General features: G+C 71.0%; 25 protein-coding genes. 15 read left to right on the forward strand and 10 right to left on the reverse strand.

Features of this window, described 5'->3' with window-relative positions:
* Positions 1–63 precede the first annotated feature (63 nt).
* Complete coding sequence (locus AB0G04_RS39785; RefSeq protein WP_360994410.1) at positions 64–828, reverse strand: enoyl-CoA hydratase-related protein; 765 nt, start codon at positions 826–828, stop codon at positions 64–66.
* Positions 829–859: 31 nt separating this feature from the next.
* Between AB0G04_RS39785 and hemW the strand changes: the two genes are divergently transcribed.
* Entirely contained in the window at positions 860–2059 is a 1200-nt protein-coding gene (gene hemW, locus AB0G04_RS39790) for a radical SAM family heme chaperone HemW (protein WP_360994413.1), read from the forward strand.
* 6 nt (positions 2060–2065) lie between these two features.
* On the opposite strand, the gene AB0G04_RS39795 is transcribed toward hemW, so the two are convergent.
* A complete protein-coding gene (locus tag AB0G04_RS39795; protein WP_360994416.1) occupies positions 2066–2587 on the reverse strand; it encodes a DUF4870 domain-containing protein in 522 nt (173 codons plus the stop codon).
* Positions 2588–2740: 153 nt separating this feature from the next.
* Between AB0G04_RS39795 and hrcA the strand changes: the two genes are divergently transcribed.
* The 3 genes from hrcA (at position 2741) to AB0G04_RS39810 (ending at position 5932) form a co-directional block, all read left to right on the forward strand.
* Positions 2741–3763 carry a heat-inducible transcriptional repressor HrcA gene (gene hrcA, locus AB0G04_RS39800; RefSeq protein ID WP_360994419.1) on the forward strand — a complete coding sequence of 341 codons (1023 nt, stop codon included), beginning with the start codon at positions 2741–2743 and terminating at the stop codon, positions 3761–3763.
* A gap of 34 nt (positions 3764–3797) precedes the next feature.
* Positions 3798–4934, forward strand: coding sequence for a molecular chaperone DnaJ (gene dnaJ / locus AB0G04_RS39805; RefSeq protein ID WP_360994422.1), 1137 nt, complete (start codon positions 3798–3800; stop codon positions 4932–4934).
* Positions 4935–5197: 263 nt separating this feature from the next.
* Positions 5198–5932, forward strand: a complete 735-nt coding sequence (locus AB0G04_RS39810) for a 16S rRNA (uracil(1498)-N(3))-methyltransferase (protein WP_360994425.1) — start codon at positions 5198–5200, stop codon at positions 5930–5932.
* A 147-nt stretch (positions 5933–6079) separates the two neighbouring features.
* Here the strand turns inward: AB0G04_RS39810 and AB0G04_RS39815 are convergent, their stop codons facing one another.
* Complete coding sequence (locus AB0G04_RS39815; RefSeq protein WP_360994428.1) at positions 6080–6865, reverse strand: class I SAM-dependent methyltransferase; 786 nt, start codon at positions 6863–6865, stop codon at positions 6080–6082.
* A gap of 49 nt (positions 6866–6914) precedes the next feature.
* Positions 6915–9371, reverse strand: coding sequence for a glycoside hydrolase family 3 C-terminal domain-containing protein (locus AB0G04_RS39820; protein WP_360994431.1), 2457 nt, complete (start codon positions 9369–9371; stop codon positions 6915–6917).
* Between the two features lie 74 nt (positions 9372–9445).
* Between AB0G04_RS39820 and AB0G04_RS39825 the strand changes: the two genes are divergently transcribed.
* From AB0G04_RS39825 to AB0G04_RS39860, 8 genes are all read left to right on the forward strand, one after another.
* Positions 9446–9793, forward strand: coding sequence for an HIT domain-containing protein (locus tag AB0G04_RS39825; protein ID WP_360994434.1), 348 nt, complete (start codon positions 9446–9448; stop codon positions 9791–9793).
* Entirely contained in the window at positions 9790–11172 is a 1383-nt protein-coding gene (locus AB0G04_RS39830) for a serine hydrolase domain-containing protein (RefSeq protein WP_360994437.1), read from the forward strand. Before AB0G04_RS39825 ends, AB0G04_RS39830 begins: the two co-directional genes overlap by 4 nt.
* Positions 11173–11316: 144 nt before the next feature.
* Positions 11317–12396 (forward strand): PhoH family protein, encoded by a 1080-nt coding sequence (locus tag AB0G04_RS39835; protein WP_360994439.1) that lies wholly within the window; start codon positions 11317–11319, stop codon positions 12394–12396.
* Positions 12397–12420: 24 nt separating this feature from the next.
* Entirely contained in the window at positions 12421–12891 is a 471-nt protein-coding gene (ybeY, locus tag AB0G04_RS39840; RefSeq protein WP_360994442.1) for an rRNA maturation RNase YbeY, read from the forward strand.
* A gap of 2 nt (positions 12892–12893) precedes the next feature.
* Positions 12894–14240 carry a hemolysin family protein gene (locus AB0G04_RS39845; RefSeq protein ID WP_360994445.1) on the forward strand — a complete coding sequence of 449 codons (1347 nt, stop codon included), beginning with the start codon at positions 12894–12896 and terminating at the stop codon, positions 14238–14240.
* A complete protein-coding gene (locus AB0G04_RS39850; protein ID WP_360994447.1) occupies positions 14233–14589 on the forward strand; it encodes a cytidine deaminase in 357 nt (118 codons plus the stop codon). The genes AB0G04_RS39845 and AB0G04_RS39850 overlap by 8 nt, the downstream gene beginning before the upstream one ends.
* A gap of 551 nt (positions 14590–15140) precedes the next feature.
* Positions 15141–16016: a GTPase Era gene (era, locus tag AB0G04_RS39855; RefSeq protein WP_360994481.1), complete on the forward strand. Its 876-nt coding sequence runs from the start codon at positions 15141–15143 to the stop codon at positions 16014–16016.
* Positions 16017–16099: 83 nt separating this feature from the next.
* Positions 16100–17146, forward strand: coding sequence for an acyltransferase (locus AB0G04_RS39860; protein ID WP_360994450.1), 1047 nt, complete (start codon positions 16100–16102; stop codon positions 17144–17146).
* Here AB0G04_RS39860 and AB0G04_RS39865 read toward each other — a convergent pair.
* A complete protein-coding gene (locus tag AB0G04_RS39865; RefSeq protein WP_360994453.1) occupies positions 17133–17903 on the reverse strand; it encodes a DUF4097 family beta strand repeat-containing protein in 771 nt (256 codons plus the stop codon). The two genes, AB0G04_RS39860 and AB0G04_RS39865, sit on opposite strands and share 14 nt — an antisense overlap.
* A gap of 106 nt (positions 17904–18009) precedes the next feature.
* Here AB0G04_RS39865 and recO point away from each other — a divergent pair, with 106 nt between their 5' ends.
* Positions 18010–18786, forward strand: a complete 777-nt coding sequence (recO, locus tag AB0G04_RS39870) for a DNA repair protein RecO (protein ID WP_360994456.1) — start codon at positions 18010–18012, stop codon at positions 18784–18786.
* On the forward strand, positions 18783–19565 hold the full coding sequence (locus AB0G04_RS39875) for an isoprenyl transferase (protein ID WP_360994458.1): 783 nt from the start codon (positions 18783–18785) through the stop codon (positions 19563–19565). Before recO ends, AB0G04_RS39875 begins: the two co-directional genes overlap by 4 nt.
* A gap of 46 nt (positions 19566–19611) precedes the next feature.
* Here AB0G04_RS39875 and AB0G04_RS39880 read toward each other — a convergent pair whose 3' ends face one another.
* Both AB0G04_RS39880 and AB0G04_RS39885 read right to left on the reverse strand, forming a co-directional pair.
* Positions 19612–20286: an HAD family hydrolase gene (locus tag AB0G04_RS39880; RefSeq protein ID WP_360994461.1), complete on the reverse strand. Its 675-nt coding sequence runs from the start codon at positions 20284–20286 to the stop codon at positions 19612–19614.
* Positions 20283–20579, reverse strand: coding sequence for an MTH1187 family thiamine-binding protein (locus AB0G04_RS39885; protein ID WP_360994463.1), 297 nt, complete (start codon positions 20577–20579; stop codon positions 20283–20285). Before AB0G04_RS39885 ends, AB0G04_RS39880 begins: the two co-directional genes overlap by 4 nt.
* Before the next feature lie 135 nt (positions 20580–20714).
* Here AB0G04_RS39885 and AB0G04_RS39890 point away from each other — a divergent pair, with 135 nt between their 5' ends.
* Positions 20715–21617 carry an aldo/keto reductase gene (locus AB0G04_RS39890; RefSeq protein ID WP_360994465.1) on the forward strand — a complete coding sequence of 301 codons (903 nt, stop codon included), beginning with the start codon at positions 20715–20717 and terminating at the stop codon, positions 21615–21617.
* Here AB0G04_RS39890 and AB0G04_RS39895 read toward each other — a convergent pair.
* From AB0G04_RS39895 to AB0G04_RS39905, 3 genes are all read right to left on the reverse strand, one after another.
* A complete protein-coding gene (locus tag AB0G04_RS39895) occupies positions 21605–22525 on the reverse strand; it encodes a 5,10-methylenetetrahydrofolate reductase (RefSeq protein WP_360994468.1) in 921 nt (306 codons plus the stop codon). The two genes, AB0G04_RS39890 and AB0G04_RS39895, sit on opposite strands and share 13 nt — an antisense overlap.
* A 251-nt stretch (positions 22526–22776) precedes the next feature.
* Positions 22777–23298 carry a hypothetical protein gene (locus AB0G04_RS39900; protein ID WP_360994471.1) on the reverse strand — a complete coding sequence of 174 codons (522 nt, stop codon included), beginning with the start codon at positions 23296–23298 and terminating at the stop codon, positions 22777–22779.
* Complete coding sequence (locus AB0G04_RS39905; RefSeq protein WP_360994474.1) at positions 23295–25010, reverse strand: PHP domain-containing protein; 1716 nt, start codon at positions 25008–25010, stop codon at positions 23295–23297. Before AB0G04_RS39905 ends, AB0G04_RS39900 begins: the two co-directional genes overlap by 4 nt.
* Between the last annotated feature and the right edge of the window lie 182 nt (positions 25011–25192).

Genomic DNA, 25192 nt, shown 5'->3' on the forward strand with positions numbered 1-25192 from the left:
AGCCTAGACAACGAGCGCTCGGGGCCTGGCGTCACTGTGGTCCCGCGCACCCGACCGGGTCGATCATCGAATCCACTCCGGGTCCCGCTTCTCCCGGGCGGCGGCCACACCCTCGCGGCCCTCGGCCGACTTGAAGTACCCGGCCGAGCGGTGCGCGAGGTCAGCGAGATCGGCACGGATCGTCTCGGCGCGCGTACGGCGGAGAAGTTGTTTGGTGCCGGCGAGGGCGAGCGGACCGCCGCGGACGAGTGAGGCGCAGTAGCGTTCCACCGCGTCGTCCAGGTCCTTCTCGTCGACGGCCGCGGTGACCAGGCCGATCTCGGCCGCCCGCGCCCCGTCGAAGACGTCGCCGGTCAGATAGAGCTCGGCGGCGGCTCGTGGCGCCAGCCGGGGCAGCACGGTGGAACTGATCACCGCGGGGATCACCCCGAGCCGTACCTCGGTGAAGGCGAAGGTGGCCGACCGGACGCAGACCGCGATGTCGGCCGCGCCGATCAGGCCGAGACCACCGGCCCGGGCCGGTCCGGCGATCCGCGCGACCACCGGTTTCGGGAACTCCCAGAGCGCGGCCAGCACGTCGGCGAGCATCTCGGCGGGCAGCCGGTCGCCGGGGCCGGCCGCGGCTGTCTCCTTGAGGTCGACGCCGGAGGAGAAGACCGGGCCGTTGTGCGAGAGGACGACCACCCGGCTGTCCGGGTCGGCGGCCGACGCGGCCAGTGCGTCCAGCATCCCGCCGAGCAGGGCGGTGGACAGCGCGTTGCGGTTGGCGGGGTTGTCGATTGTCAGAGTGGTCACGCCGGCGGCGGTGACGGTACGGACCAGATCCATGCCGGAACTGTAAGACGTGCACACTTGTCGGATGGCCGGCGCACTCCCCGATGGTGATCCCGTACCCCGTGACGGGTCTCTCCCCGACGAAGCCACCCGCGCGGTGGGCGCGAACGGGTTCGCCGTCTACGTCCACGTGCCGTTCTGCGCCAGCCGCTGCGGCTACTGCGACTTCAACACGTACACGGCGAGCGAACTGGGCGGCGGGGCGAGCCGCGACGAGTACGCCGCCACGGTCCTGGCCGAGCTGGCCCTGGCCGCCCGGGTGATCGAACCCGGGCCGGTGGACACCGTCTTCGTCGGCGGCGGCACGCCCACCCTGCTCAGCACCGACGACCTGGGCCGGATCCTGGACGGCATCGACCGGACGTGGGGGCTGGCGCCGGGCGCCGAGGTGACCACCGAGGCCAACCCGGAGTCGGTGGACCCGGCCTATCTGCGGCGGCTGCGCGGCGCCGGTTTCACGCGGATCTCGCTCGGCATGCAGTCGGCGGCCGCGAACGTGTTGCGGGTGCTCGACCGCCGGCACACCGCCGGGCGGGCACCGCAGGCCGCGACCGAGGCGCGCGAGGCCGGCTTCGAGCACGTCAACCTCGATCTGATCTACGGCACGCCGGGGGAGAACGCGGACGACTTCGACCGGTCGCTGCGGGCTGTCATCGAGGCCGGCGCCGACCACGTGAGCGCGTACGCGCTGATCGTCGAGGACGGCACCCGGATGGCCGGCCGGATGCGGCGGGGCGAGCTGCCGTACCCGTCCGACGACGTGGCCGCCGACCGCTACCTGGCCGCCGAGTCCGCCCTCGGCGAAGCCGGTTTCGAGTGGTACGAGGTGTCGAACTGGGCGCTCAAGGGCGGTGAATGCCGTCACAACCAGCTGTACTGGACCGGCGCCGACTGGTGGGGTCTGGGGCCGGGCGCGCACAGCCACGTCGGCGGGGTGCGGTGGTGGAACGTCAAACACCCTTCGGCGTACGCGAAACGCCTCGCCGACGGCGCCTCGCCGGGACTCGCGCGGGAGCTGCTGACCGACGCCGACCGGCACATGGAGGACGTGATGCTCCGGGTGCGGCTGCGGGACGGCATCCCGCTGGACCGGGTCGACGCCACGGGCGCCGCGCGGGCACTGTCCGACGGGCTGCTCGAGCCGCACGCCTACGAGCAGGGGCGGCTCGTGCTGACCCTGCGGGGCCGGTTGCTTGCCGACGCGGTCATCCGTGACGTGCTCTGAACCGGCCTACCTGATGAACCGCGCGGTGAGCGGATAGTTGAACGGCTCGTTGTTGGCCGCCTTGACGCCCGCGATCACACCGACGACGGTGGCGACCACCCAGGCCGCGAGGACGATGAAGAAGCCGACCCCGACACAGATCAGCACACTGCCGACCAGGCCGATGATGCCCCAGAGCAGGTGGAAGTTGAGCGCCTTGACCGCCTCGGCGCGGACCACCGGCGACAGGTTGCCGCGGGCCACCAGGGCCACGAGCGGCGCGATCCAGCCCATCAGCGTACCCCCGAAGAAGGCGCCGAGCGCCCCGCCGAAGTGGGCGATCAGGATCCAGGTGCGGTCGTCGGGCGAACCCGAGCCGTAACCGTGCGGCGGGGGCCCGTACTGCGGAGGCCCGTACTGGGGCGTGCCGTAGGGCGGCGGCGGAGGCGGGTAGGCATCGGGCGGTGGCGGAGGAGGCGGGTAACCGCCGGGCTGCGGCGGGGGTTGGTGGTAAGGATCGTCGCCGGGCGGGCGGGGCGGTTCAGTCATGTCTGACACGCTAGGACCCCGGTTCGAGCCGGTCGAGGGCAATGCCGCCCCCAAGATCTGAGAACGGTACGTACTTTCGATCATCGCGCTGCCGCCACCAGCGAAGTAGACTGGCACTCTATTAGCCGGAGTGCCAGCAGGGGGAGGGGTCGGATGAATCCGGATGACCGCAAGCTCGAGGTGCTCCGGGCGATCGTCGAGGACTACGTCGAGACCCAGGAACCGGTGGGCAGCAAGGCCCTGGTCGACAGGCACAAGCTCGGCGTCTCCCCGGCCACCGTGCGCAACGACATGGCGGTGCTCGAGGAGGAGGGCTACATCCGGCAGCCGCACACCAGTGCCGGCCGGGTGCCCACCGATGCCGGCTACCGGCTGTTCGTCGACCGGCTCACCAAGATCAAACCGCTGAGCCCGGCCGAGCGGCGCGCCATCGAGCGGTTCATGATCGGCGCCGTCGACCTCGACGACGTCGTGCACCGCACGGTCCGCCTGCTGGCCCAGCTCACCCGTCAGGTCGCCGTCGTCCAGTACCCGAGCCTGTCCCGTTCCGCGGTCCGGCACCTGGAACTGGTACCGATCTCCACGACCCGCCTGATGCTCGTGATGATCACCGACACCGGCCGGGTCGAGCAGCGCCTCGTCGAGATGCCCGGCCCGATCGCCGACGGCGAGGTGTGGGAGCTGCGCCTCCGGGTGAACGAGAAACTCGCCGGGCAGAAACTCGCCGACACCCCCTCCCTGGTGCAGAAACTCGTCGAGGAGTGCGACACCGGGCGGCGCGCCGCGATGACCTGCCTGGCCTCGGTCCTCCTGGAGACTCTGGTCGAGCGGAGTGAGGAGCGCCTCGCGCTGGCCGGTACGGCCAACTTGACACGTGGGGGTGTGCTGGACTTCCAGGGCACGCTGCGGCCCGTCCTCGAAGCCCTCGAGGAGGAGGTCATCCTGCTCAAGCTCATCGGCGATCTGGAACCCCGCACCACGCGGGTCCTGATCGGCGACGAGAATCAGATCGACAACCTGCGGTCGGCGTCCGTGGTGAGCAGTGGTTACGGACCGGGTACCACGATCGTTGGTGGGCTCGGTGTGCTGGGGCCCACCCGGATGGACTACCCCGGCACTATCGCTACCGTTCGTGCAGTGGCACGCTACGTTGGCGACCTGTTGGCACAGAATTGACGGATTCGCGCAGACATTGAGGACTCCAAACCCCGTGGCCAAGGACTATTACGGAATTCTCGGTGTGAGCCGGGAGGCAACCGACGACGAGATCAAGCGCGCCTACCGCAAACTCGCTCGGCAGTACCACCCGGACATCAACCCGGATCCAGAGGCGCACGACAAGTTCAAAGAGATCAACGCGGCGTACGAGGTCCTCTCCGACGACCAGAAGCGGCAGATCGTCGACCTCGGCGGTGACCCGCTCGCGCCGGGTGGCGGCATGCCCGGCGGAGCCGGTGGCGCCGGCCCGTTCGTCGGCTTCCAGGACATCATGGACGCGTTCTTCGGCACGGCGGCGGGCGGTGGCTCGCGCGGGCCCCGGCCACGCACGCGCCCCGGCGCCGACGCGATCCTGCGCCTCGAACTCGACCTGGTCGAGACCGCCTTCGGCGTGGAAGCCCCGATCACCGTCGACACCGCGGTGCTGTGCACCCAGTGCTCCGGCGCCGGCACCGCACCCGGCAGCCACCTGGCCACCTGTGAGGTCTGCTCCGGCCGCGGCGAGGTCCAGTCGGTGCAGCGCACCTTCCTCGGCCAGGTCGTCTCGTCCCGCCCCTGCCAGAACTGCCAGGGCCACGGCACGGTCATCCCGAGCCCCTGCCCCACCTGCGCGGGCGACGGCCGGATAAGGACACGCCGCTCGCTCACCGTCAAGATCCCGGCGGGCGTCGAGGACGGCATGCGGATCCGCCTGGCCCAGCAGGGCGAGGTCGGCCCCGGCGGTGGCACCGCCGGCGACCTCTACGTGGAGATCCACGAACGACCGCACGACGTCTACTCCCGCAAGGGCGACGACCTGCACTGCCGGGTCACACTCCCGATGACGGCGGCTGCGCTCGGCACCCGGATGACCATCAAGACCCTCGACGGTGAAGAGAACATCGAGGTCAAACCGGGCACCCAGCCGGCCAGCACGCTGCGCATCCGCGGCAAGGGCGTTCCGCACCTGCGCGGCCAGGGCCGTGGTGAGCTCTTCGTGCACCTCGACGTGAAGACGCCGACCAAGCTCACCGTCGACCAGGAGCGGATGCTGCGCGACTTCGCCAAGACCCGCGGCGAGGACGTGGCCGAACTGAGCAAGCAGGGCGGCTTCTTCAGCCGCATGCGAGACGCTTTCAACGGCCACTGAATGTGATTGCTTCGCCCTCCGGCTCGCTGCGCTGCGCCTGGTAACCCACGTCGGGACGGCTGAGAACGACGACGCTTCGCTTGCCGTCTTCAGCTGTCTCGACGTCGGCGGCGCAGCGCGTGGTGGGTGCGGTCAGGGCAGACGGTCTCTTGGCGTACGAGCGAACGCCTGCGGCGGGGGTTGCGGTCAGGGCAGACGGTCTCTTGGCGTACGAGCGAACGCCTGCGGCCGGTGGTTGCGGGTGGGGCGGTAGCGTTCTGGGAATGTCGGCGCCGCTGTTTCTGGTTGAGAGCCTGCCTGCTGGATCGTCGTTCACGCTCGACGGGCCGGAAGGGCATCATGCCGCCACCGTGCAGCGGCTGCGCGTGGGCGAGGCGCTGATCCTCGCCGACGGGCGGGGTGGCACCGCCCGCGCCGAGGTGTCCGCCGTCGGGCGGGGCAGCGTCGACGTCGACGTGCTGAGCGTCGCCGAGGAACCGGCCCCCGACCCGCGGCTCGTCGTCGTGCAGGGCATCGCCAAGGGCGACCGTGGCGAGCTGGCCGTACAGGCGATGACCGAGGTCGGCGTGGACGAGATCCTGCCGTGGGCGGCGTCGCGATCGGTGGCGCAGTGGCGTGGCGACCGCGGGTTCAAGGCACGCGACAAGTGGACGGCCACCGCCCGGGAGGCCGCCAAACAGGCGCGGCGCCCGTGGCTGCCGATCGTGGGCGGTGAGCCGGACTGCTCGACGAAACAGGTGACGGCCCGCCTGGCGGCCGCGGCCGCCGCGTTCGTGCTGCACGAGGAGGCCAGCGAGCGTCTGACCGCGGCCGAGCTGCCCGAGTCGGGGGACGTCGTGCTGGTGGTCGGCCCCGAGGGCGGGATCAGTGACGCCGAGCTGGACGCCTTCCGGGAGGCGGGCGCCGTGCCGGTGCGCCTGGGCCACGCCGTGCTCCGGACCTCGACGGCCGGGGTGGCCGCCCTCGCCGTACTCTCCGCACGCCTGAACCGCTGGTAAAACCCCCGGCTGGCCGGTACCGCTGTCTCAAGCGTGCTGAGACAGCGGTGATGTCCAGCCGAAAACGCCCGGCTGGCCGGTACCGCTGTCTCACGCGTGCTGAGACAGCGGTGGTCTCCAGCCGGGATGGCCGGCTGGGCGGGAGGGTCAGGTGGGGCGGCGAGCCAGGGCCACGTAGGTGTGGACGGTGAAGTCGATCGTGCCGCCGTGGGCGTCGACGACCGCGATCGTGTCGTCGAGCACGGTCTCCCGCCGGGTGTCGTCGAGCATCCGGTAGATCGAGATCGAGCTCAGGTAGGCGCGGTACTCGGCGGACCGGTAGGAGCGCGCCGAGCGGTACCCGAGGGTGCGCAGGTCGGTGAAGAGCGCCTCGATACCGATGAGCTCCGGCCACTGTTCGGCGAACGGGACCGGACCGGCCGGGAGGTTGCCGGGGTGCATGGAGTGCGGGGTGTGATTGCCGGTCAGACCGTGCCGGGCGTCGACCTCGGCCAGGGCGGCGTACAGGTCACCGTCGGGGACGAGGAAGACGTTCCAGAACGGGGCGAGCAGACCGCCGGGCGCGAGGGCCGCGAACGCCAGCTCGTGCCGACGGGCCGCGTCGACCCAGTGCCAGGCCTGGGCGCTGACGATCAGCCCGTACGGCCGGTCGGGTGCCCATGCCTCGAAGGTGGTGCCGACCACCGGCACGCCGGGGACGCGGCGGCGCAGGACGGCGGCCATCCGCGCGTCCGGTTCCAGGCAGGTCAGGTTGACGTCGTGGGCGGCGAACAGCACCGACGCCTTGCCGGTGCCGGCACCTACCTCCAGCACCGGGCCGGGACCGGCGAGTGCCAGAACGTCGGTCACCAGCTCGGCCGGGTAGCCGGGCCGGACCCGGTCGTACTCCTCGGCCAGTTCCCCGAAGACCTGTCCACGTTCGCGCGTCGTCATGGCCGCCAACCTAGCCGGGGCGGGACCGGCAGTCCCGCCCCGGCGAGGGTCACACCGTGATCTCGGTGGAGCGTCGCGGGTCGTCGAGGGCGTGGGCGGCGATCACCGTGTAGGTGCCGGGGATCGTCTGCCAGCCGTCGTTCCACACCTGGAAGGCCCGCTCGGGGAGGGGGATCGTCACGGTGACGGATTCGCCCGGTTCCGCGTCCACCGTCGCGAACCCGGCGAGCCAGCGTTCCGGCCGTTCCAGCGGCGATCCGTGGTCCGGGGCCGGGGATCCGGTGTCCGGGGCCGGGGATCCGGTGTCCGGGGCCGGTGAGCCGCCGTCCGCGGCCAGGGTGTCGGCACCGGGCGACAGGTAGACCTGAACGACCTCCCGGCCCGAACGCCAGCCGGTGTTGGTGACGGTCACCCGGACCTCGGAACCGGAGCAGGCCAGATGGTCGTACGACCAGTCGGTGTAACCAAGACCGTGACCGAAAGCGAACAGCGGGTCGGCCGCCTGCCGCAACCATCCGCGGTAGCCGATGAAGATCCCCTCGTCGTAGGCGAGGGCGCCGCCGGACGGGCGCACCTCCAGGACCGGGCAGTCCTCCTGCCGGCGCGGCCAGGTCGTGGGAAGGCGCCCGCCCGGCTCGGCGACCCCGAGCAGCACGTCGGCGAGCGCGGCACCGGCCTCCTGTCCCGGGAACCAGGTGAGCAGCACCGCGGCCACCTCGTCGGCCCAGGGCAGCAGCACCGGGGAGCCGGCGTTGACCACCACGACGGTCCGCGGGTTGGCCGCCGCCACCCGGGTCACCAGTTCGTCCTGACGTCCCGGCAGGGCCAGCGAGGTGCGGTCGAAGCCCTCCGACTCGACCTGCTCGGTGGTGCCGACCACGACCACCGCGACGTCCGAGCGGGCGGCCAGTTCGACCGCCTCGGCGATCAGCCCCTCGTCGTCCGGGCCCGGCGGGCGGTGACCGAGCGTGGTGGAGACGGAGTGGGCCGCACCCGGTTCGAACGACTGCCGCAGTACCACCGGAACCGGTACGCCGGCCTCCAGGGTGACCGTGAACCGCTGCTCGCGCGGGTGCAGCAGCAGGTCGGCGCGGCCGGTGCCGGGCGGGTGCAGAGAGCCCTGGTAGAGCTTCTCGCCACCGACGACCAGCTCGAACGCGCCGAACCCGGAGATTGCCAGTACGTGCTCGCCGTCCGTCTCGGAGGTGAGTTCGGTGCGCAGTTCGAGGGTGGTGATCCCGGCCACGTCGAGGCCGCCGGGCGGGTCGCCGAGCCAGCGGATCGTCGCGGTCCCGACCGGGATCTCGTGATCGTGGATGACGAAGCGGAACGGCGCCCAGCCGGGGCCCTGGGCGGCCGGCAGGAACGGCCGGGGATCGGCGCCGACCGCGTAGGCCACGTCGACTCCGGGCAGGTCGTGACGGAGCCCGTCGAGCGGGGAGATCACATGCCGTGGGGTGACCTGGGCGCTGCCACCACCGAGCACCCGCGCGTCGGTGGCCAGGGCGCCGATCACCGCGACGCGGGTCAGGCCGGCCGGGTCGAGCGGGAGTGCCCCGTCGACGTTGCGGGCCAGCACGAACGAGCCGGTCGCGACGTCGAGCGCGACGTCGTCGCCGTCCTCGTCGAGCGGGACGTCCTTCAGGGCAGCGCCGTCGAGGGCGCCGGTCCGGGCGGCGAGGAGCAGCACCCGGCGTACCTTCTCGTCGATCAGGTCCTCGGGAACCGCCCCGGACCGGACCGCCTCGACCAGCGCCGGGCCCCACGGGTTGTCCATCGCCGGCATGGCGATGTCGAGGCCGCCGAGCGCCGGCGCCACGGTGTCCCGGGCGGCCCGCCAGTCGGAGACGACGATGCCGTCGAAGCCCCATTCGCGCTTCAGGATCTCGTCCTGGATGCGGCCGTTCGCGGCCATCGGTGCCCCGTTGACCCCGTTGTACGCGCTCATAACGCCCCAGCCGCCGGCGTCGGCCACCCGTTCGAACGGCGCGAGGTACATCTCGCGCAGCGCCCGTTCCGGAATCTGCACGTCGACGGTCATCCGGTCGGTCTCGAAGTCGTTGCCGACCAGGTGCTTCACCGTGGTGCCGACGTTGTGCTGCTGGACGCCCTCGACGAAGCCGGCGGCGATCTCGCCGGTGAGCAGCGGGTCCTCCGAGTAGCACTCGAAGTGCCGGCCGCCGAGCGGGGTGCGATGCAGGTTCACGGTCGGGCCGAGGAGCAGGTGGACGCCCTTGCGGCGGGACTCCTGCCCGAGCAGGCGGCCGGCCCGGCGGGCCAGGGCGACGTCCCAGGTGGCGGCGAGCGCGGTGGGGCTGGGCAGGGCGACCGACGGGTCGTCGGGGGTGTAGCCGGTGCCGCGTACGCCGACCGGCCCGTCCGACATGACCAGCGAACGCAGGCCGATCCGCGGGATCGCGGGTAGCGACCAGAAGTCCTGTCCGGTCAGCAGGGACACCTTCTCCTCGAGGCTGAGCTGGTGGAGAAGGTCGTCTAGGTCGGTCATGAGAGCGCTCCCAGGAGTGTGTCGGAGGGTCCGACGACCATCTAAGCCCACCGGCGGCCCATAAGATCCGTCAGGTGGAAAACTCCTGCCTGTTCTGCCGGATCGTGGCCGGCGAAATCCCCGCCACCGTCGTGCACCGGACCCCGACGACCGTGGCGTTCCGGGACATCGATCCCAAAGCGCCCACCCATGTCCTGGTGATCCCGGTCACCCATCATGCCGACGTGGTGGCTCTCGCCGGTGATCCGGCCGCAGCCGCCGACGTGCTGGCCACCGCCGCGAAGGTCGCCGAGACGGAGGGCCTCACCGACGGTTTCCGAGTCATCTTCAACACCGGCCGGCACGGCGGTCAGGAGGTATTCCACGTGCACGCGCACGTCGTCGGCGGCGCTCCGCTCGGACCGATGCTGGCCCGTCCGTGAACGCACCCACCCCTCGCTACGAGCGCGCCGCCCGCCGGGCCCAGGCCGACGGGCGCATCCCGGCACTGGCCGTGGCGCTGCACCGCGCCGACCGGGAACCGTGGGTCTTCTCCGTCGGCGACTCCGGCAACCCGGCCCACGCCCTCGGCCCGGACACCCGGTTCCGGATCGGCTCGGTCACCAAGACCTTCACCGCCGTCCTGGTCATGCAGGCCCGTGACGAGGGGATGCTCGACCTCGACCAGCCGATCTCGGACCACCTCGACGTGCCGGCACACGGCGACGCCACCATCCGGCGGCTGCTGTCGCACACCGCCGGGTTCCAGCGCGAGCCGTACGGTGACGTCTGGGACACCCTGATCACCCCGGACGCCGGCCGGATGCTCGCCGAGCTCGACCGGGCCGAACGGGTGCTGCCGAACGCCCGGCGCTACCACTACTCCAACCTCGGCATCGCCGTCCTCGGGCAGCTCGTCGCGAAACTCCGCGGCGGCACCTGGGAGGAACTCGTCGCCGACCTCGTCCTCGCCCCGCTCGGTCTGCGCCGCACCACGGTCGCCCGCCCGGCCGAGGCCGCGGTCGGGTACCTGGTCGACGCCTACTCCGACGCGGTCCGGCCGGAACCGCCGATCGATCTGGCCGGAGTCGGGCCGGCGGCCCAGCTCTGGAGCAGCGCGGGAGACATGGCCCGGTGGGCCGCCTTCCTGGCGAGCCCGGAGATCGTCGACCCGGACGGCCGGGTGCTCGCCGCCGCGACTCTCGACGAGATGCGCTGGCCGGTGACCACCACCGACGAGTCGCTCTGGGCGGCCGGCTTCGGGCTCGGGCTGATCCTCGCCCCGGACGGCAAGCGGGTGATGCACGTCGGCCATGACGGGGCGATGCCCGGCTTCCTGGCCGGCGTCTACGGGCGACGTGGCGGTGACGGCAACCCGGGCGCGCTCGGATGCGCCGTGCTCGGCTCGTCCGGGACCGCGAGCGAGACCAACGAGCTGGTCCACGAACTTCTGCGGACGGCCGTCGAGGCGGACCCGGCGGACATCGTGCCGTGGCGCCCGGCAGCGCCCGCCCCGGCGGCCTACCGGCCGGTGCTGGGCCGCTGGTGGAGCGAGGGGATGGAATTCGTCTTCGCCTGGCACGACGGGTGCCTGCAGGCGCGCGCCGCCGAGGCCCCGGCGGGCCGGCCGCCGGCGGTGTTCGAGGTGCTGCCGGGCGGGACCGACGTGCTGCGGACGGTCTCCGGGCGGGAGGCCGGCGAGCTGCTGCGGCTGACCCGGGACGGTGACGGCGCGGTGATCCGGATGCACTGGGCGACGTATCGCTTCACCCGCCGGCAGGAGGGGTTCGACGGCGGTCCGGCCTCCGACGGCCCCGGATAGGCGGGCCCGCTACACGGACCGGCGATAATGGCATCGGCGAGCGGGGCGGGGAGCGGATAGGATGGCACGATCCTTGAGCGAGCCGCCCGGCCCCGGGTGGCGCAGAGAAAGAGAGCAGGTGGCGGAGGCCCTTCGGGCCACCCTATGACCGGTACGCCGAACGAATCCAGCACTGGCTCGACCAGCCCGGTGCGGGCGCAGACCAAGATCTCGGTGAACGACCCGAAGATCATGGTGAACCTGCTCGGCGCCAAGGACGAGATCCTCCGGCTCATCGAGCGCAACCTCGACAGTGACGTGCACGTTCGCGGCAACGAGATCACCATCACCGGTGACCCGGCCGAGAACGCGACCGCTGAGCGCCTTTTCTCCGAGCTGATCGAGCTCATCGAGAAGGGCGAGACGCTCAGCGTCGATGCCGTCCGCCGCACCCTCCGGATGCTCGAGGAGAACACCTCCGAGCGTCCCGCTGAGGTGCTCACTCTGAACATCCTGTCCCGGCGCGGGCGCAACATCCGGCCCAAGACCCTGGGCCAGAAGCACTACGTCGACGCCATCGACAAGAACACCATCGTCTTCGGCATCGGCCCCGCCGGTACCGGTAAGACATACCTGGCCATGGCCAAGGCGGTGCAGGCACTGCAGGCCAAGCTGATCAACCGGATCATCCTGACCCGGCCGGCGGTCGAGGCGGGCGAGCGGCTGGGCTTCCTGCCCGGCACGCTCACCGAGAAGATCGACCCCTATCTGCGGCCGCTCTACGACGCGCTGCACGACATGCTCGACCCGGAGACCATCCCGCGCCTCATGGCGGCCGGGACGATCGAGGTCGCGCCGCTGGCGTACATGCGTGGCCGCACGCTCAACGACGCGTTCATCATCCTCGACGAGGCGCAGAACACCACGCCCGAGCAGATGAAGATGTTCCTGACCCGGCTCGGCTTCGGGGCGAAGATCGTGGTGACCGGTGACGTCACCCAGGTCGACCTGCCCGGTGGCACCAGCAGCGGTCTCAAGGTCGTGCGGGAGATCCTGCGCAACGTGGAGGACGTGCACTTCGCGGAGCTGTCCAGCTCCGACGTGGTGCGGCACCGGCTGGTCGCCGAGATCGTCGACGCCTACGCACGATTCGACGAGGCGCAGGAGCAACAGGCAGCACAATCCGTCCACGCCGTGCCGGGCCGGGCCGCCAGCGGTGGCCGGACACCGGGTCGACGGCGCTGATTCGCAAGGGGTAATCGCACCACTATGTCCATCGAGATCGCCAACGAGTCGGGAGTCGAGGTCGACACCGACGCGATCCTCGCGGTTGCCCGGCACGCCCTGGACGAGATGGGGGTCAACCCGCTCGCCGAGCTGTCGATCCTGCTCGTCGACATCGACTACATGGCCGAGCTGAACCATCGGTGGATGGGCAGCGACGGCCCCACCGACGTGCTCGCTTTCCCGATGGACGAGGGCAGCGTCGACCACGGCCCGGGCGAGTCCGGGGCCGGTGAGCCGGCGCTGCTCGGCGACATCGTGCTCTCGCCGGAGGTGGCCGCCAAGCAGGCCGTCGCGGCGGGGCACGCCGCCGCCGACGAGCTGCACCTGCTGACCGTGCACGGCGCTCTGCACCTGCTCGGCTACGACCATGCCGAGCCGGACGAGGAGCGGGAGATGTTCGCTCTGCAGAACAAGCTTCTGCAGAGCTGGCGAGCCGGACGCAAAGCCGGCTGATCATGGACCCCGCCTCGGTCGGCCTGCCGGACCTGCAACTGATCACCCTTGCGATCCTGCTGGTGCTCCTCGCCGGCGTGGCCTCGATGACCGACGCCGCGCTGGCGACCGTCTCCCAGGCCCGGGCCGCCGAACTGGCCCGGGAGGGACGGCGGGGTGCCGGCGCTCTGGAGGCGGTCGCCTCCGACGTGGTCCGGTACGTCAACCTGCTGCTCCTGCTGCGCCTGCTGTCCGAGCTGACCGCGACGACGCTGGTCGCGCTGGTGGCCGTGGACACATGGGGGATCGGATGGCAGGCCGCGCTGGTCTCGGCGGGTGCCATGACCCTGGTCAGCTTCGTCGTGGTCGGGGTGGCGCCGCGCACGCTCGGCCGCCAGCACGCCTACGCGGTGGGGCGGGCGACCGCCCCGCTGGTGCGCTGGCTGGGCAAGGTCCTCAACCCGCTCGCCCAGTTGCTGATCCTGATCGGTAACGCGGTGACCCCGGGCAAGGGATTCCCGGAGGGGCCGTTCGGCAGCCAGGTGGAGCTGCGTGAGCTGGTCGACCTGGCCGAGCAGCGCGGCGTGGTGGAACACGGCGAGCGCGAGATGATCCACTCGGTCTTCACGCTCGGTGACACCATCGCCCGCGAGGTGATGGTGCCGCGCACCGAGATGGTGTGGATCGAGGGGCCGAAAACACTCCAGCAGGCGCTCTACCTGTTCCTGCGGTCCGGGTTCTCCCGGATCCCGGTGATCGGGGAGAGCGTCGACGATGTGCTCGGCGTTCTCTATCTCAAGGATGTGATCCGCCGCACGCAGAACGGTGATCCGGCCGCGACCTCGCAGCCGGTGTCCGAGGCGATGCGCCCGGCCAACTTCGTGCCCGAGTCGAAACCGGTCGACGATCTGCTCTCCGAGATGCAGGCGGCCCGCAATCACCTGGTCATCGTGGTCGACGAGTACGGCGGCACCGCGGGCCTGGTCACCATCGAGGACATTCTCGAGGAGATCGTCGGGGAGATCACCGACGAGTACGACGTCGAGCGGCCACCGATCGAGCACCTCGAGGACGGAGCGGTACGCGTCACCGCACGCCTGCCGATCGAGGACCTCGGTGACGTGTTCGGCGTGGAACTTCCCGCCGAGGAGGTCGAGACGGTCGGCGGCCTGCTGGCGCAGACGCTCGGCCGCGTGCCGATCCCCGGCGCGAAAGCGGAGGTCAGGGGCCTGCACCTGACCGCTGAGGGCACCACCGGCCGACGGAACCGGATCGACTCGGTGCTCGTGCGCCGGATCCGGCCGGAACCGGCCGAGCAGGACGATGAGAACGTTGCCGAGAACGAGGAAAGACAGCCCGCAGATGCCTGAGCAGACCGTTACCGACAACGCACTGAGCGCCGAGGACACCAAACTGGTGACCCTTGCGCGCCATTCCCGCACCCGGGTGGGTGCGGCCGAGGGTGCGGCGGTACGCGACCAGGACGGGCGCACCTACGCGGCCGCCTCGGTGACGCTGCCCAGCCTGACCCTGAGCGCCCTGCAACTCGCCGTGGCGCACGCCGTTTCGTCCGGCGCCACGAAGATCGAGGCGGCCGCCGTGGTCACCGGAGCCGCCGAGCTGGAGAGCGCGGGCCTTGCGGCGGTGCGCGACCTGGCCGCCGACGCGCCGGTGTACCTCGCGGGTCCGGACGGCTCTCTCGCCGGCACGGTCCTCTGATGCCGGAGAACTCCGAGGACCGGCGTCCCGCCCCGGGTGAACGCCGGCTGACGGCCGGCGAGCGTAACGAGCAGCGCCGGCAGGAGCGCAGGGCGGCCCGGCGAGCCGCCGATCAGGGCGCGGTGCCGGGTGGGCGCAAACCCGGCGGGCCGGCCGGAGGCAGAACCTCAGGAGCCTCCGGTACGGGCGAGTCACAGCCCCGTGGCGGCCGTGGCGCGGCACCGTCGGCCGGGCGGAGCGATCAGGGCGGCCGTGGGCCGGGACCGTCGGCCGGGCGCAGCGAGCAGGGCGCCCGTGGCGGCCGTGGCGCGGCACCGTCGGCGGGCCGGGGCGATCAGGGCGGCCGTGGCGCGGCACCGTCGGCGCGGCGGAGCGATCAGGGTGGCCGTGGCGACGCGGTCCAGTCCGGTTCCGCCGGGCGCGCCGAAGGTGGTGTCAGCCCGGGAGGTGCCGGTGCGCCTGTGGACGGCGACGTCCGTACCGGCAAAGGATTTCCTCCGAGGAAGAAGCACCGGCACAAGGCCGCACGTGTCGAGAAACCGCAGGACGACATCTACCGTGCGGGTTTCGCCTGTTTCGTGGGCCGGCCCAACGCCGGCAAGTCGACGCTGACCAATGCGATCGTGGGCCAGAAGATCGCGATCACCTCGAACAAGCCGCAGACCACCCGGCACGTGATCCGGGGCATTCTGCACCGGCCGGACGCACAGCTGGTGCTTGTCGACACGCCGGGTCTGCACCGGCCCCGGACCCTGCTCGGCGAGCGGCTGAACGACCTGGTCCGCGAGGTGTGGAGCGAGGTCGACGTGATCGGGGTGTGCTTCCCCGCGGACGAGCCGATCGGGCGTGGCGACCGGTTCATCTCGTCGGAGGTCAGCGCGCTCAAGGCCAAGGTCATCGCCGTGGTGACCAAGGTGGACCTGGTCGATCCGCAGACTCTGGCGCAGCGGCTGCTCGCCGTTTCCGAGCTGTACGACTTCGCGGAGATCGTCCCGGTCAGCGCGGTTTCCGGGCACCAGGTGGAGGCCCTGACCGACGTCATGATCCGTCACATGCCGGAGTCGCCGCAGCTCTATCCGGACGACGTGCTCACCGACGAGCCGGAGCAGGTGCTGATCGGCGAGCTGATCCGGGAGGCGGCGCTCGAGGGGGTCCGCGACGAGCTGCCGCACTCGATCGCCGTGATGGTCGAGGAGATGCTCGTGGAGGGCAACCTCACGAAGATCTATGCCGATCTGTACGTGGAACGCGACAGCCAGAAGTCGATTGTGATCGGTACGCGCGGGGTACGCCTCAAGGACGTCGGCACGCGCGCCCGGGCGGAGATCGAACAGCTGCTCGGCCGGCGGGTCTATCTGGATCTTCACGTACGGGTGGCCAAGGAATGGCAGCGCGATCCCAAACAGCTTCGTAAACTGGGATTTTAGATCGAAACGTGGACATTCGCTGACTATGGTGTTCTTCACCATAGTTTGCACAGGACGGACGCACGCGGGTAACACCTTGTGCCATGCGAAATCGGTACCTGGACCTGCTGCGTGCCGTCGCGACCGTCCGGGTGGTGATCTACCACATCACCGGGTGGGCCGCGTTCACCGTGGTCCTCCCGGCGATGTCGATCATGTTCGCCCTGGCCGGCTCGCTGATGGCCGCCTCGCTGGACCGGGCCGGGGTGTGGGCGGTGGAACGCCGGATCCGCCGCCTGCTGCCCTCGCTGTGGGCGATCGCGGTGATCGCGGTCGCCACCATGCTCGCCACCGGCAGTTCCACCTGGAATCCGATGCTCCTGCTCTGGGGGTTCCCGATCGACACCCCGGAGGCCACCGGATGGTGGGTCCAGGGGCTCAGCCACACCTGGTACCTGCGGGACTTCCTCTGGATGGTGTTGCTCTCGCCACTGGTGCGGCCGGTCTATCGCCGCTTTCCGCTGGCCACGATCATCACGCCGTACGCCGCTCTGGCCGTGATCACCGTGGCCGGCGTGACCGTGCCGCCGGTCGCGCAGAGTCTCGCCCTCTACGGTGGAGCGTGGCTGCTCGGGTTCGCCCACCACGACGGGCACCTGGAACGCCTCGGCCGTAAGCGACTGCTCGGCATCGCCGCGGCACTTGCCGTGCCGGCCCTCGCCTGGACCGCCGCCCATCCCGGCCCGCGCGGCTGGGACCTCAACGACGTCCCGCTCGGCAACGCGCTCTGGTCGGCCGCCTTCATCCTGGTCGTGCTGGGCTGCGTGCGGCCGGTGATCCGGGAGAACCGGGTGCTGACCGTGCTCAACGCCCGCGCCTTGACGATCTATCTGTGGCACGTGCCGGTGGTCGTGGCGGTCACCCAGTGGGGCGAGCGGCACGGCCTGCCGATCGTCGGCTGGGTGGGCATCAGCTGGCGGGTCGTGGCCGTCTCGGTGCTGCTGGCGTTCCTGATCGCGGCGTTCGGCTGGATCGAGGACGTGGCCGCCGGACGACGCCCGGTGCTGGTCCCCGGACGGCGGATCCCGATCCCGGTCTCCCCGGCCCCCACCGGGACGCCGAGACCGGAACCCGCCGTCAGCCTGCGATGACCCGCAGATCCCCGCTGCCGGTCCGCAGGTCGAGAACGTCCTTCGAGGTGGGGTTGTCCCTGATCCCGGTGATCTCCTGGTCGCCCGAGCCGGTCACGGTGCGCAGCCGGTAGTCGCCGGGCGGGACCATCACGTCGACGTCGCCGTTGCCCACCGAGGCGGTCACCGAGGCCACCGAGTTCAGCTTGAGGCCGATGTCGCCGGAGGTCGCCCGGACCGTCACCGGACCGGCCGCGTCCAGCACCGAGAGGTCGCCGGACTGCGACTCGAGGTTCACCTCGGAGCCGCCGACCACGTTGAGGTCGCCGGAGGTGGCTCGCACCTTCACCGCGCCGGTGCTGTTCTCCACCATCACGTCGCCGGAGGTCAGCCGCAGATCGACCGGACCGGTCCCGGACAGGGTGACGTCTCCGGACCGCAGCTCGCCCTTGACCGCCACCCCCGGTGGCGCGGTGACCACGAAGTCGACCCGGCAGTCGGGCACGCAGGTCCCGCTGAGGGTGAGCACGCCGCCGGCCAGCTGGTAGGACGGACCCGGGTCGGTGCCGCCGTGGATCACGCGCCGGATCCGGGTGCCGGTCGCGGTGGCGTCGGTCTCCACCGTGACGTCACTGGCGCCGCCGGAGAGCACGACTTCGGTGATCTTGGTGTTCTCGGTGTCGTCGAAGGTCATCCGAGCACCCGCCACCCCGTCACAGCCGGCGAGGGCGCCCGCCGAGACGGCGGCGGCGAGAATCAGGGCAACTCTGCGGGTCATGGGCTGACGCTATTCCGCCCATGCCCGGGGCAACACCGGACCGGCCCCGGAGACGACCCTGAGATCCGGGTCAGGGTCTGTCGTAGGCAGGGGGCAGAATGGCGGGGTGCCCGCCGGATACCGCCGCCAGCTCTACCGCGACGACGCGGTGGTGCTGCGTGTGCAGAAACTCGGCGAGAGCGACCGGATCGTCACCCTGCTGACCCGGCGGCACGGACGGCTGCGCGCCGTGGCCCGCGGGGTGCGGCGGACGAGCTCCCGGTTCGGCGCCCGGCTCGAGCCCTTCGGGCACATCGACCTGCAACTCGCCGGCTCGCCCGAAGGACTGGGCAGCTCACTGCACTCGGTCAGCCAGGTCGAGGCAGTCTCGCTGTACGGCAAGAGTTTCCTCACCGACTACCCGCGCTACACGGCGGCCAGCGCCATCTGCGAGACCGCCGAGCGGCTCACCCCGGTCGAGCGGGAGCCCGCGCTGCGGCTCTTCCAGCTCACCCTGGGCGCGTTCAAGGCCCTGGCGGCCGGCGAGCACGCGAGCAGCCTGGTCCTCGACGCCTACCTGCTGCGGGCCATGTCGTTCGCGGGCTGGGCGCCGGCGATCACCGAATGTGCCGTCTGCGGCACCGCCGGGCAGCACGCGGCGTTCTCGGTGCCGGCCGGCGGCGCGGTCTGCCCCGACTGCCGGCCACCCGGCTCCGCCCACCCCAGCCCGGACACCCTCGGCCTGATGTCCGCCCTCACCTCCGGGAACTGGCCGGTGGCGGACGCGTCCGCGCCGTCGGTGCGCCGTGAGTGCAGCGGACTGGTCGCCGCCCACCTCCAATGGCACATGGAACGGGCGCTGCGCTCGCTTCCGCTTGTCGATCGACGGGAGTTGAACCCTTGAGCCCGCGTCCGCCCACCCCGCACATCTCCGGCGCCCGGCCACCCCGGTTGCCCGCCGCGGCGCTGCCCAAGCACGTGGCGATCGTCATGGACGGCAACGGCCGCTGGGCGAAGGAACGCGGGTTGTCCCGCACCAAGGGGCACGAGCAGGGGGAACACTCGCTCTTCGACACCATCGAGGGCGCCATCGAGCTCGGCATCCCCTACCTGTCGGCCTATGCGTTCTCCACCGAGAACTGGAAGCGGTCGCCCGAGGAGGTGCGCTTCCTGATGGGCTTCAACCGGGACGTCATCCGCCGCCGCCGGGACCAGCTGGTCGACCTCGGAGTGCGGGTGGTCTGGTCCGGGCGCGCCGGGCGGCTGTGGAAGAGCGTCATCTCCGAACTGCAGACCGCCGAGGAGATGAGCCGTAACAACAAGACGCTGACCCTGCAGTTCTGCGTCAACTACGGCGGGCAGGCCGAGATCGCCGACGCGGCGGCCGCCATCGCGCGGGACGTCGCAGCCGGCAAGCTGAAGGCCGACAAGGTCAACGAGAAGACGATCGCGAAATACCTCTACCACCCGGAGATCCCCGAGGTGGACATGTTCCTGCGGCCGTCCGGCGAGCAGCGTACGTCGAACTTCCTGCTCTGGCAGTCGGCCTACGCCGAGATGGTCTACCTCGACACGCTGTGGCCCGACTTCGACCGCCGCCACCTGTGGTACGCCTGCGAACTGTTCGCCCAGCGGGACCGGAGGTTCGGCGGGGCGCTGCCCAATCCCGTCAGCCCCACCTGATCTCCCGCAGCCGCCCGGCGCATTCCGGTGGACCGCCCACCCGAACTCAGGTGGTGAGAGCCTTCACGGTCGCTTCCAGGTCACTCAGGTCCGGGAGCACCACGTGCGCGCCCGCGGCGGTCAGCTCGGCCGCCGGGGTGGCCCCGGTCGCCACCGCGACCGCGACCGCGCCGTTGGCCAGCGCCGCCGTCACGTCGTTCACGGTGTCGCCGATCACCACCGGGTGGAAGTGCTCGCCGTACTTCACGCGGGCCCGTTCCAGGCTGCGGCGTACCAGGGTGGCGCGCACGCTGTCGTCGGTGCCGTAACCGCCGACCTCGGCATCGAACGCCCCGCTCAGGCCGAACGCCGCCACCTTGAACGCGGCCACCTCCGGGATGTTCCCGGTCACCAGGGTCTGCACCACCCGCGGGTCGTCACCCAGGTGTGCCAGCACCTCCCGGACGCCCGGCATCAGCTGCCCCTGCGCCGCGAACTCGTGCTTGATCTCGTCCACCCGCTCGACGTAGCGGGCGAAGAACCGTTCGTGTGTGCAGTCGGTCACCCCGTGCGCGGCGAAGACCTCGGTGCAGATGTCCGTGTCGGTCCGGCCGCCGAAGATCGGGGTGTCCCGCCACGGAACCCCGGTCAACTCGGTGAACGCGGCCTTCCACGCCTTGGCAGCGACGCCGCCGCCGCGCAGCAGGGTGTAGTCGATGTCCCACATCACCAGTCGTCTCACGGCTCGGACAGCACCCGCTCGATGTGCTCGACCTTGGCGGTCAGCGCGCCGGTGACGCCCGGCCGGACGTCCGCCTTCAGCGAGAGACTGACCCGCGGCGAGACCTGCGCGACGGCGTCGACGGCCTGCTTGACCACGGCCATCACCTCGTCCCACTCGCCCTCGACCGTGGTGAACATGGCATCGGTCCGGTTCGGGAGTCCGGAGGCCCGGACCACCCGGACCGCCTCGGCGACGGCGTCGCCCACGGAATCGCCGGACCCGATGGGCGTGACGGAAAAGGCAACCAGCATGCCCCCATCCTCCCAGCCCACCCGCACGGGTGGAGAGAGGTGCTTGCCTGTCTGAAAAGTATCAGGTGATTCACTTTGTCGGTATCGGGTCGGCGGGGGAGTGCGGCCGCCCGGGAAGCCGTTTAGGTTCGCCCGGTGACAGCGGAGCGGATCGATGCGTCGGCGGCGGGGGAGTGGCGACTCGGGGACCGGGTCGTCAGACGGATGGGGTTCGGGTCGATGCGGCTCACGGTGCGGGCCGACCGGGAACGGGCTGTCGAAGTGCTCCGGCGGGCCGTCGAGTTGGGGGTCGACCACATCGATACGGCCGCGTTCTACTTCTCCCCGGGCGGGATTCTCGACGGGCAGCCGGGAACGGTCCGGTATGCGACCGACCTGATCCGGGAGGCGCTCGGGCCGTACCGCCGGGAGGTTCTCATCGCGACGAAGGTCGGACCGGACCCGCACCCGGACGGCGGATGGGGTGAGGCGGTCACGGCGGCGCAGTTGCGCCGGCAGGTCGAGGAGAACCTCAGCCGCCTCGGGGTCGAGGCACTGGACCTGGTCAATCTGCGGATCGTACGACCGATCGGGCCGGAAGAGACCGCCGAGCGGTTCGGGGCGCTCGCGGAGATGCGCGCCGAAGGACTGATCCGCCATCTCGGACTCTCCAACGTCGGGGTGGAGCATGTCGACGCGGCTCAGCGGGTCGCGCCGGTGGTGTGCGTGCAGAACGCTCATGCCGTGGATCTGCGGCGCCATGACGCATTGCTGCGGGAATGCGGCGAGCGGGGAATCGCCTTCGTGCCCTTCTTCACGATCGCCGGGCCGGCTCGGGAGGCCGGCGCCGGCCTCGGTACGGACGGCGCGGAATGGCGGATCGCGGCGGCGCGCGGCGTCACCGGGCATCAGGTGCGGCTGGCCTGGACGCTGCAGCAGGGTGAGCACGTGCTGGTGATCCCGGGCACCGGCGACGTCGCCCATCTGGAGGAGAACGTCGCCGCCGGCGCGCTACGGCTCACCGAGGACGAGCTGGCCGAAGTAGATCAGCGACGGTAGCGGAGCATCCCGGCCACCTCGGCAGCGAGTTCCGTACTGGCCTGGATCTCCGCCTTACGGATCGACACGCTCTCGATGTTGAAACCGTAGGGCAGGCCCATGTGCTCGCAGAAGTCGATCAGGTCGCGGGCGATCGCCAGGCACTGCCGGTACGACTCGGCGAGCGGGTCCTCCGCGTGCCGGATCGAGTTCTCCAGCCAGCGCGGCACGTCCACGCCCAGCCACCGGACGAACTCGAGCGTCTTCAACGAGCCGCACAGCGACAGCGTGAAGATCACCGTCCGGGGTTGGACCCCACGGGCCCGGCACTCGTAGAAATAGTCGCTGAGCAGGTTCTTCGTCTCGTTCAGGTGGTAGACGACCTGGCTGACGAAGAACGACGCGCCCCGCTCCTGTTTCGCGAGCATGCGCAGGTGCTCGTCGGGACGCTCACCGATCACCACGGCGCCGAGCGGCAGATCGGGACGAACCTCGGCGCGCAGCTCCTGGGCTCGCCGCAGGCTGGTGCGGACGCTCTTGCCACCCGACGACGGGCCGACGAAGACGCCGAGCACCTGCTCGCCGGCGCCGGTCATCCAGTCGCGGAGCTCCTGCTCCGAATACTTCCCGACGCAGCGATAGATGATCGTCGGCAGTCGCCAGCCGGTCAGGTGGTCGGCGTGGTAGCGGGCCGGATCCAGCGTCGGCAGGTAGGGGAACGGCCGGGCTTCCGGGATCCGGTCCGACTCGTCGTCGATGTCGTACAGGATCAGGCCGTCGAGGTCGAGCGCCGACAGACGGTCGAGGGTGACCTCGGCGATCTCCTTGATCCGCTCCTCGGTGGCGGCACGCTTCGGCGGCGTGATGCTGAACACGAGCGCGCCGCTGCGCGCCTCGGCCAGGAGCTGTCGCAGGGGGAGACGAGACATCCGACAACCGTAAAGGGTCCGGCGATGCGGTCCGGTCACCGCGGGCGCCCCGTCCCGCAGTGCGAGCTTCAGCTGTACGGCTACGCGTCCCGCCCCGCGCGGAGCTCCGAGCGACCCCACCACCGGCCGCGCCTCCCACCGCTGTCCCCGCCGAACACAGGCGGCGCCGGTCCCGCCCGAACCCCGGGCTGGCTCGCACCGCTGTCTCGCGGCCGCTGAGACAGCGGTGAGCGCCGGCCCGGGGTTGATCTTCAGTGGCTCACGCAGCAGGGGGTCGGATTCCGGGTCTCGAACGGAATCAGGGTTCCGCCCGCGGCCGGAGTCGTCACCAGCACCAGCTCGCCGTTGCGGAACTGCGGCCGCACGAAATCACCGGTCTCGACGACGGTCGCCGGATCGGGCAGGCCACCACCGAGCACCTCGACCCGGGCGATCGAGCTGCGCTGCAGGATCTCGCTGACAGTGAGCGCGCCGGTGAGCCGTTCCACCCCCGGGAAACGCACCGCCCGGCCGGACGTGCCGAACGCCGCCGCGGTGGCGGCGACGGCCAGTTCCGGCGCGGTCTCGAACGCGTTCGCCGTGAGCAGACTGATCGCGACGTGCGGGTACGGGTCGGCGACCAGATGGGTGCAGGCGAGCACCGGTGCTGGACTCAGCGACCGGATCCAGTGGTCGGCCTCGGCGAGTGTGGCGTGCCCGAGGCTGACACCGACGATCCGGGCGGTGCCGGCCGCGGGTGCGGCCGGCACGCTGTATCCGGAGAGCGGTGTCATCGGGGCAGGACCCAGATGGGGTTGGTGTAGAACCACAGGTCGGCCCACGGGTCGGCGGCACCGGCGACATCGAGCTGGGGACCGTACGGGTCCACGCCGGCACCGAGCAGACCCGGCTGGGTACGGTTACCGTCCGTACCGCGTACCCGCAGGTAGAAAGGCTTGTCCAGGCGGCCCAGCGGGTGGCTGAACGTGATCCGGCCGCCGGTCTTCGTGACCTCGAACGACTTGACCACACGCGTGTCCGGGGCGGTGAAGCTGTCCTTGTCCGCCACCGGGCCGGTGACCGTCCCGACGATCACGTCGACCCGCTTGAGCGTCGGCACGAAACCGGCCCAGTTCGGAACGTCCTGCAGGTCGATGTCGAGGACCAGCTCCGTCGAGGTGCCACGCCGGACCTGCAGGACACCACCGAGCGGGGTGCCGTTCGACGGGCGGCGGTCGCCGGCGACGCGTACCCGGGCGTCCAGGCCCTTGATGAGGCGCCCGTGGTCGACCCAGACGCGGCCGGCGCGCAGACCGTCGATGACCGCCTTGTACGAGAACGACGAGGCGCCCACGTTGGTCCGGCCGTAGTAGCCGGGCCAGAAGTCACCGGCCTGCGTGTTGATCGATCCGTTGTAGACCGGGTCGTTGTACTTGCCGTTGGCGTTGAAGTCGCTCCCCGGCCCGCGTTCGGTCTGGTCCAGGTAGTTGACGTGGCTGTCCGAGTTGACGGTGATCCACCACGCCTTGCCCTCGGCGAGCAGGCTGTCCCAGAGACCGCCGACGGTGGCGGTCATCCAGTCGAAGCCGCCCCACGTCCGGTAGCTCTCCAGCGGGTAACCGGGGAACGACGCGGCCGACGGGTTGTTGTCGTAGTAGCCGCGGGCACCGCCACGACCGTTCGGGGCGGGGATGCCGGCGGCCTGGTGGCCGGGCGCGCCCTCGAAGCCCACGGCGACCGTGGGGTCCGCGTCGCGCCAGTTGCGGATCTCGTGCGGGGAGTCGATGCCGCGCCGGGCCGGGTGGTTGGCGAAGAACAGCGCGCCGTCGATCTTGCGCTTGCGGACCTGCTCGCCGAGGAACTGGATGCCGGCGATCGCCAGCGCCTCGTTCTGGGCGGTCGTGTTGGTTGAGGGCAGCATCGAGCCGTCGTACGCGTTCTCGAACTGCTTGAGTACCGCGACCTCGTTGCGGCCCGGGTGCACGAACACGGTGGCGTGCTCGGCGGCCGGGATGTTCCACTCCAGGCCCTGGAACGTGAGCAACTCGGGCAGCTCGGCGCGCGTCTTCACGATGTCCGGGTTGACCTTGTCCACACCGATCTTGGCGTGGGCGGCGCTGCCGTGGTCGGTGATGACGAGCCAGTCCAGGCCGTACGCGTGGCCCTTCTGCGCCTGGTCGAGAACCCGGTACTGGCCGTCGGAGCTGTACTGGGTGTGGATGTGGTGGTCGCCGGCGAGCCAGCGGAACCCGCCCTTGCCGGTGCCCCCGCCGACGTGGCCGTGGGTGTGCGGCAGGCCGGCAGCCTCGGCGGCGCCCGGGTGGGCCAGCACGGAGGCGGCCGCGCCCGCGCCGAGCAGGCCCGCGCCGAGCAGGAAGCGGCGGCGGGACGCGTCGGACGGTGCCAGTTCGGACGCCGGTACGGAGAGGTCGAGAGCCTCGGGGAGATCGCCCCCGGTGGCTGCGTCGTGCGAGTGGTGATGAGAATGATCGTGGCCGTGACCCATGGGCGTCACCCTCGTCCGAACAGGACAACACCCGTTGTCGGTCGAGTGACCACCCGGCGAACGATCAAGAACCGAACCCGGCTGGCGCGCACCGCTGACTCGAAAATAGGTGAGTAAGTGGGCAGGCGGCAGCGCCCGGCGTAGCGCAGCGGAGCCGGGTGAGGTCGGGTTGTTCAGGCGGC

Source organism: Actinoplanes sp. NPDC023801 (assembly GCF_040639655.1).
Classification (GTDB): domain Bacteria; phylum Actinomycetota; class Actinomycetes; order Mycobacteriales; family Micromonosporaceae; genus Actinoplanes.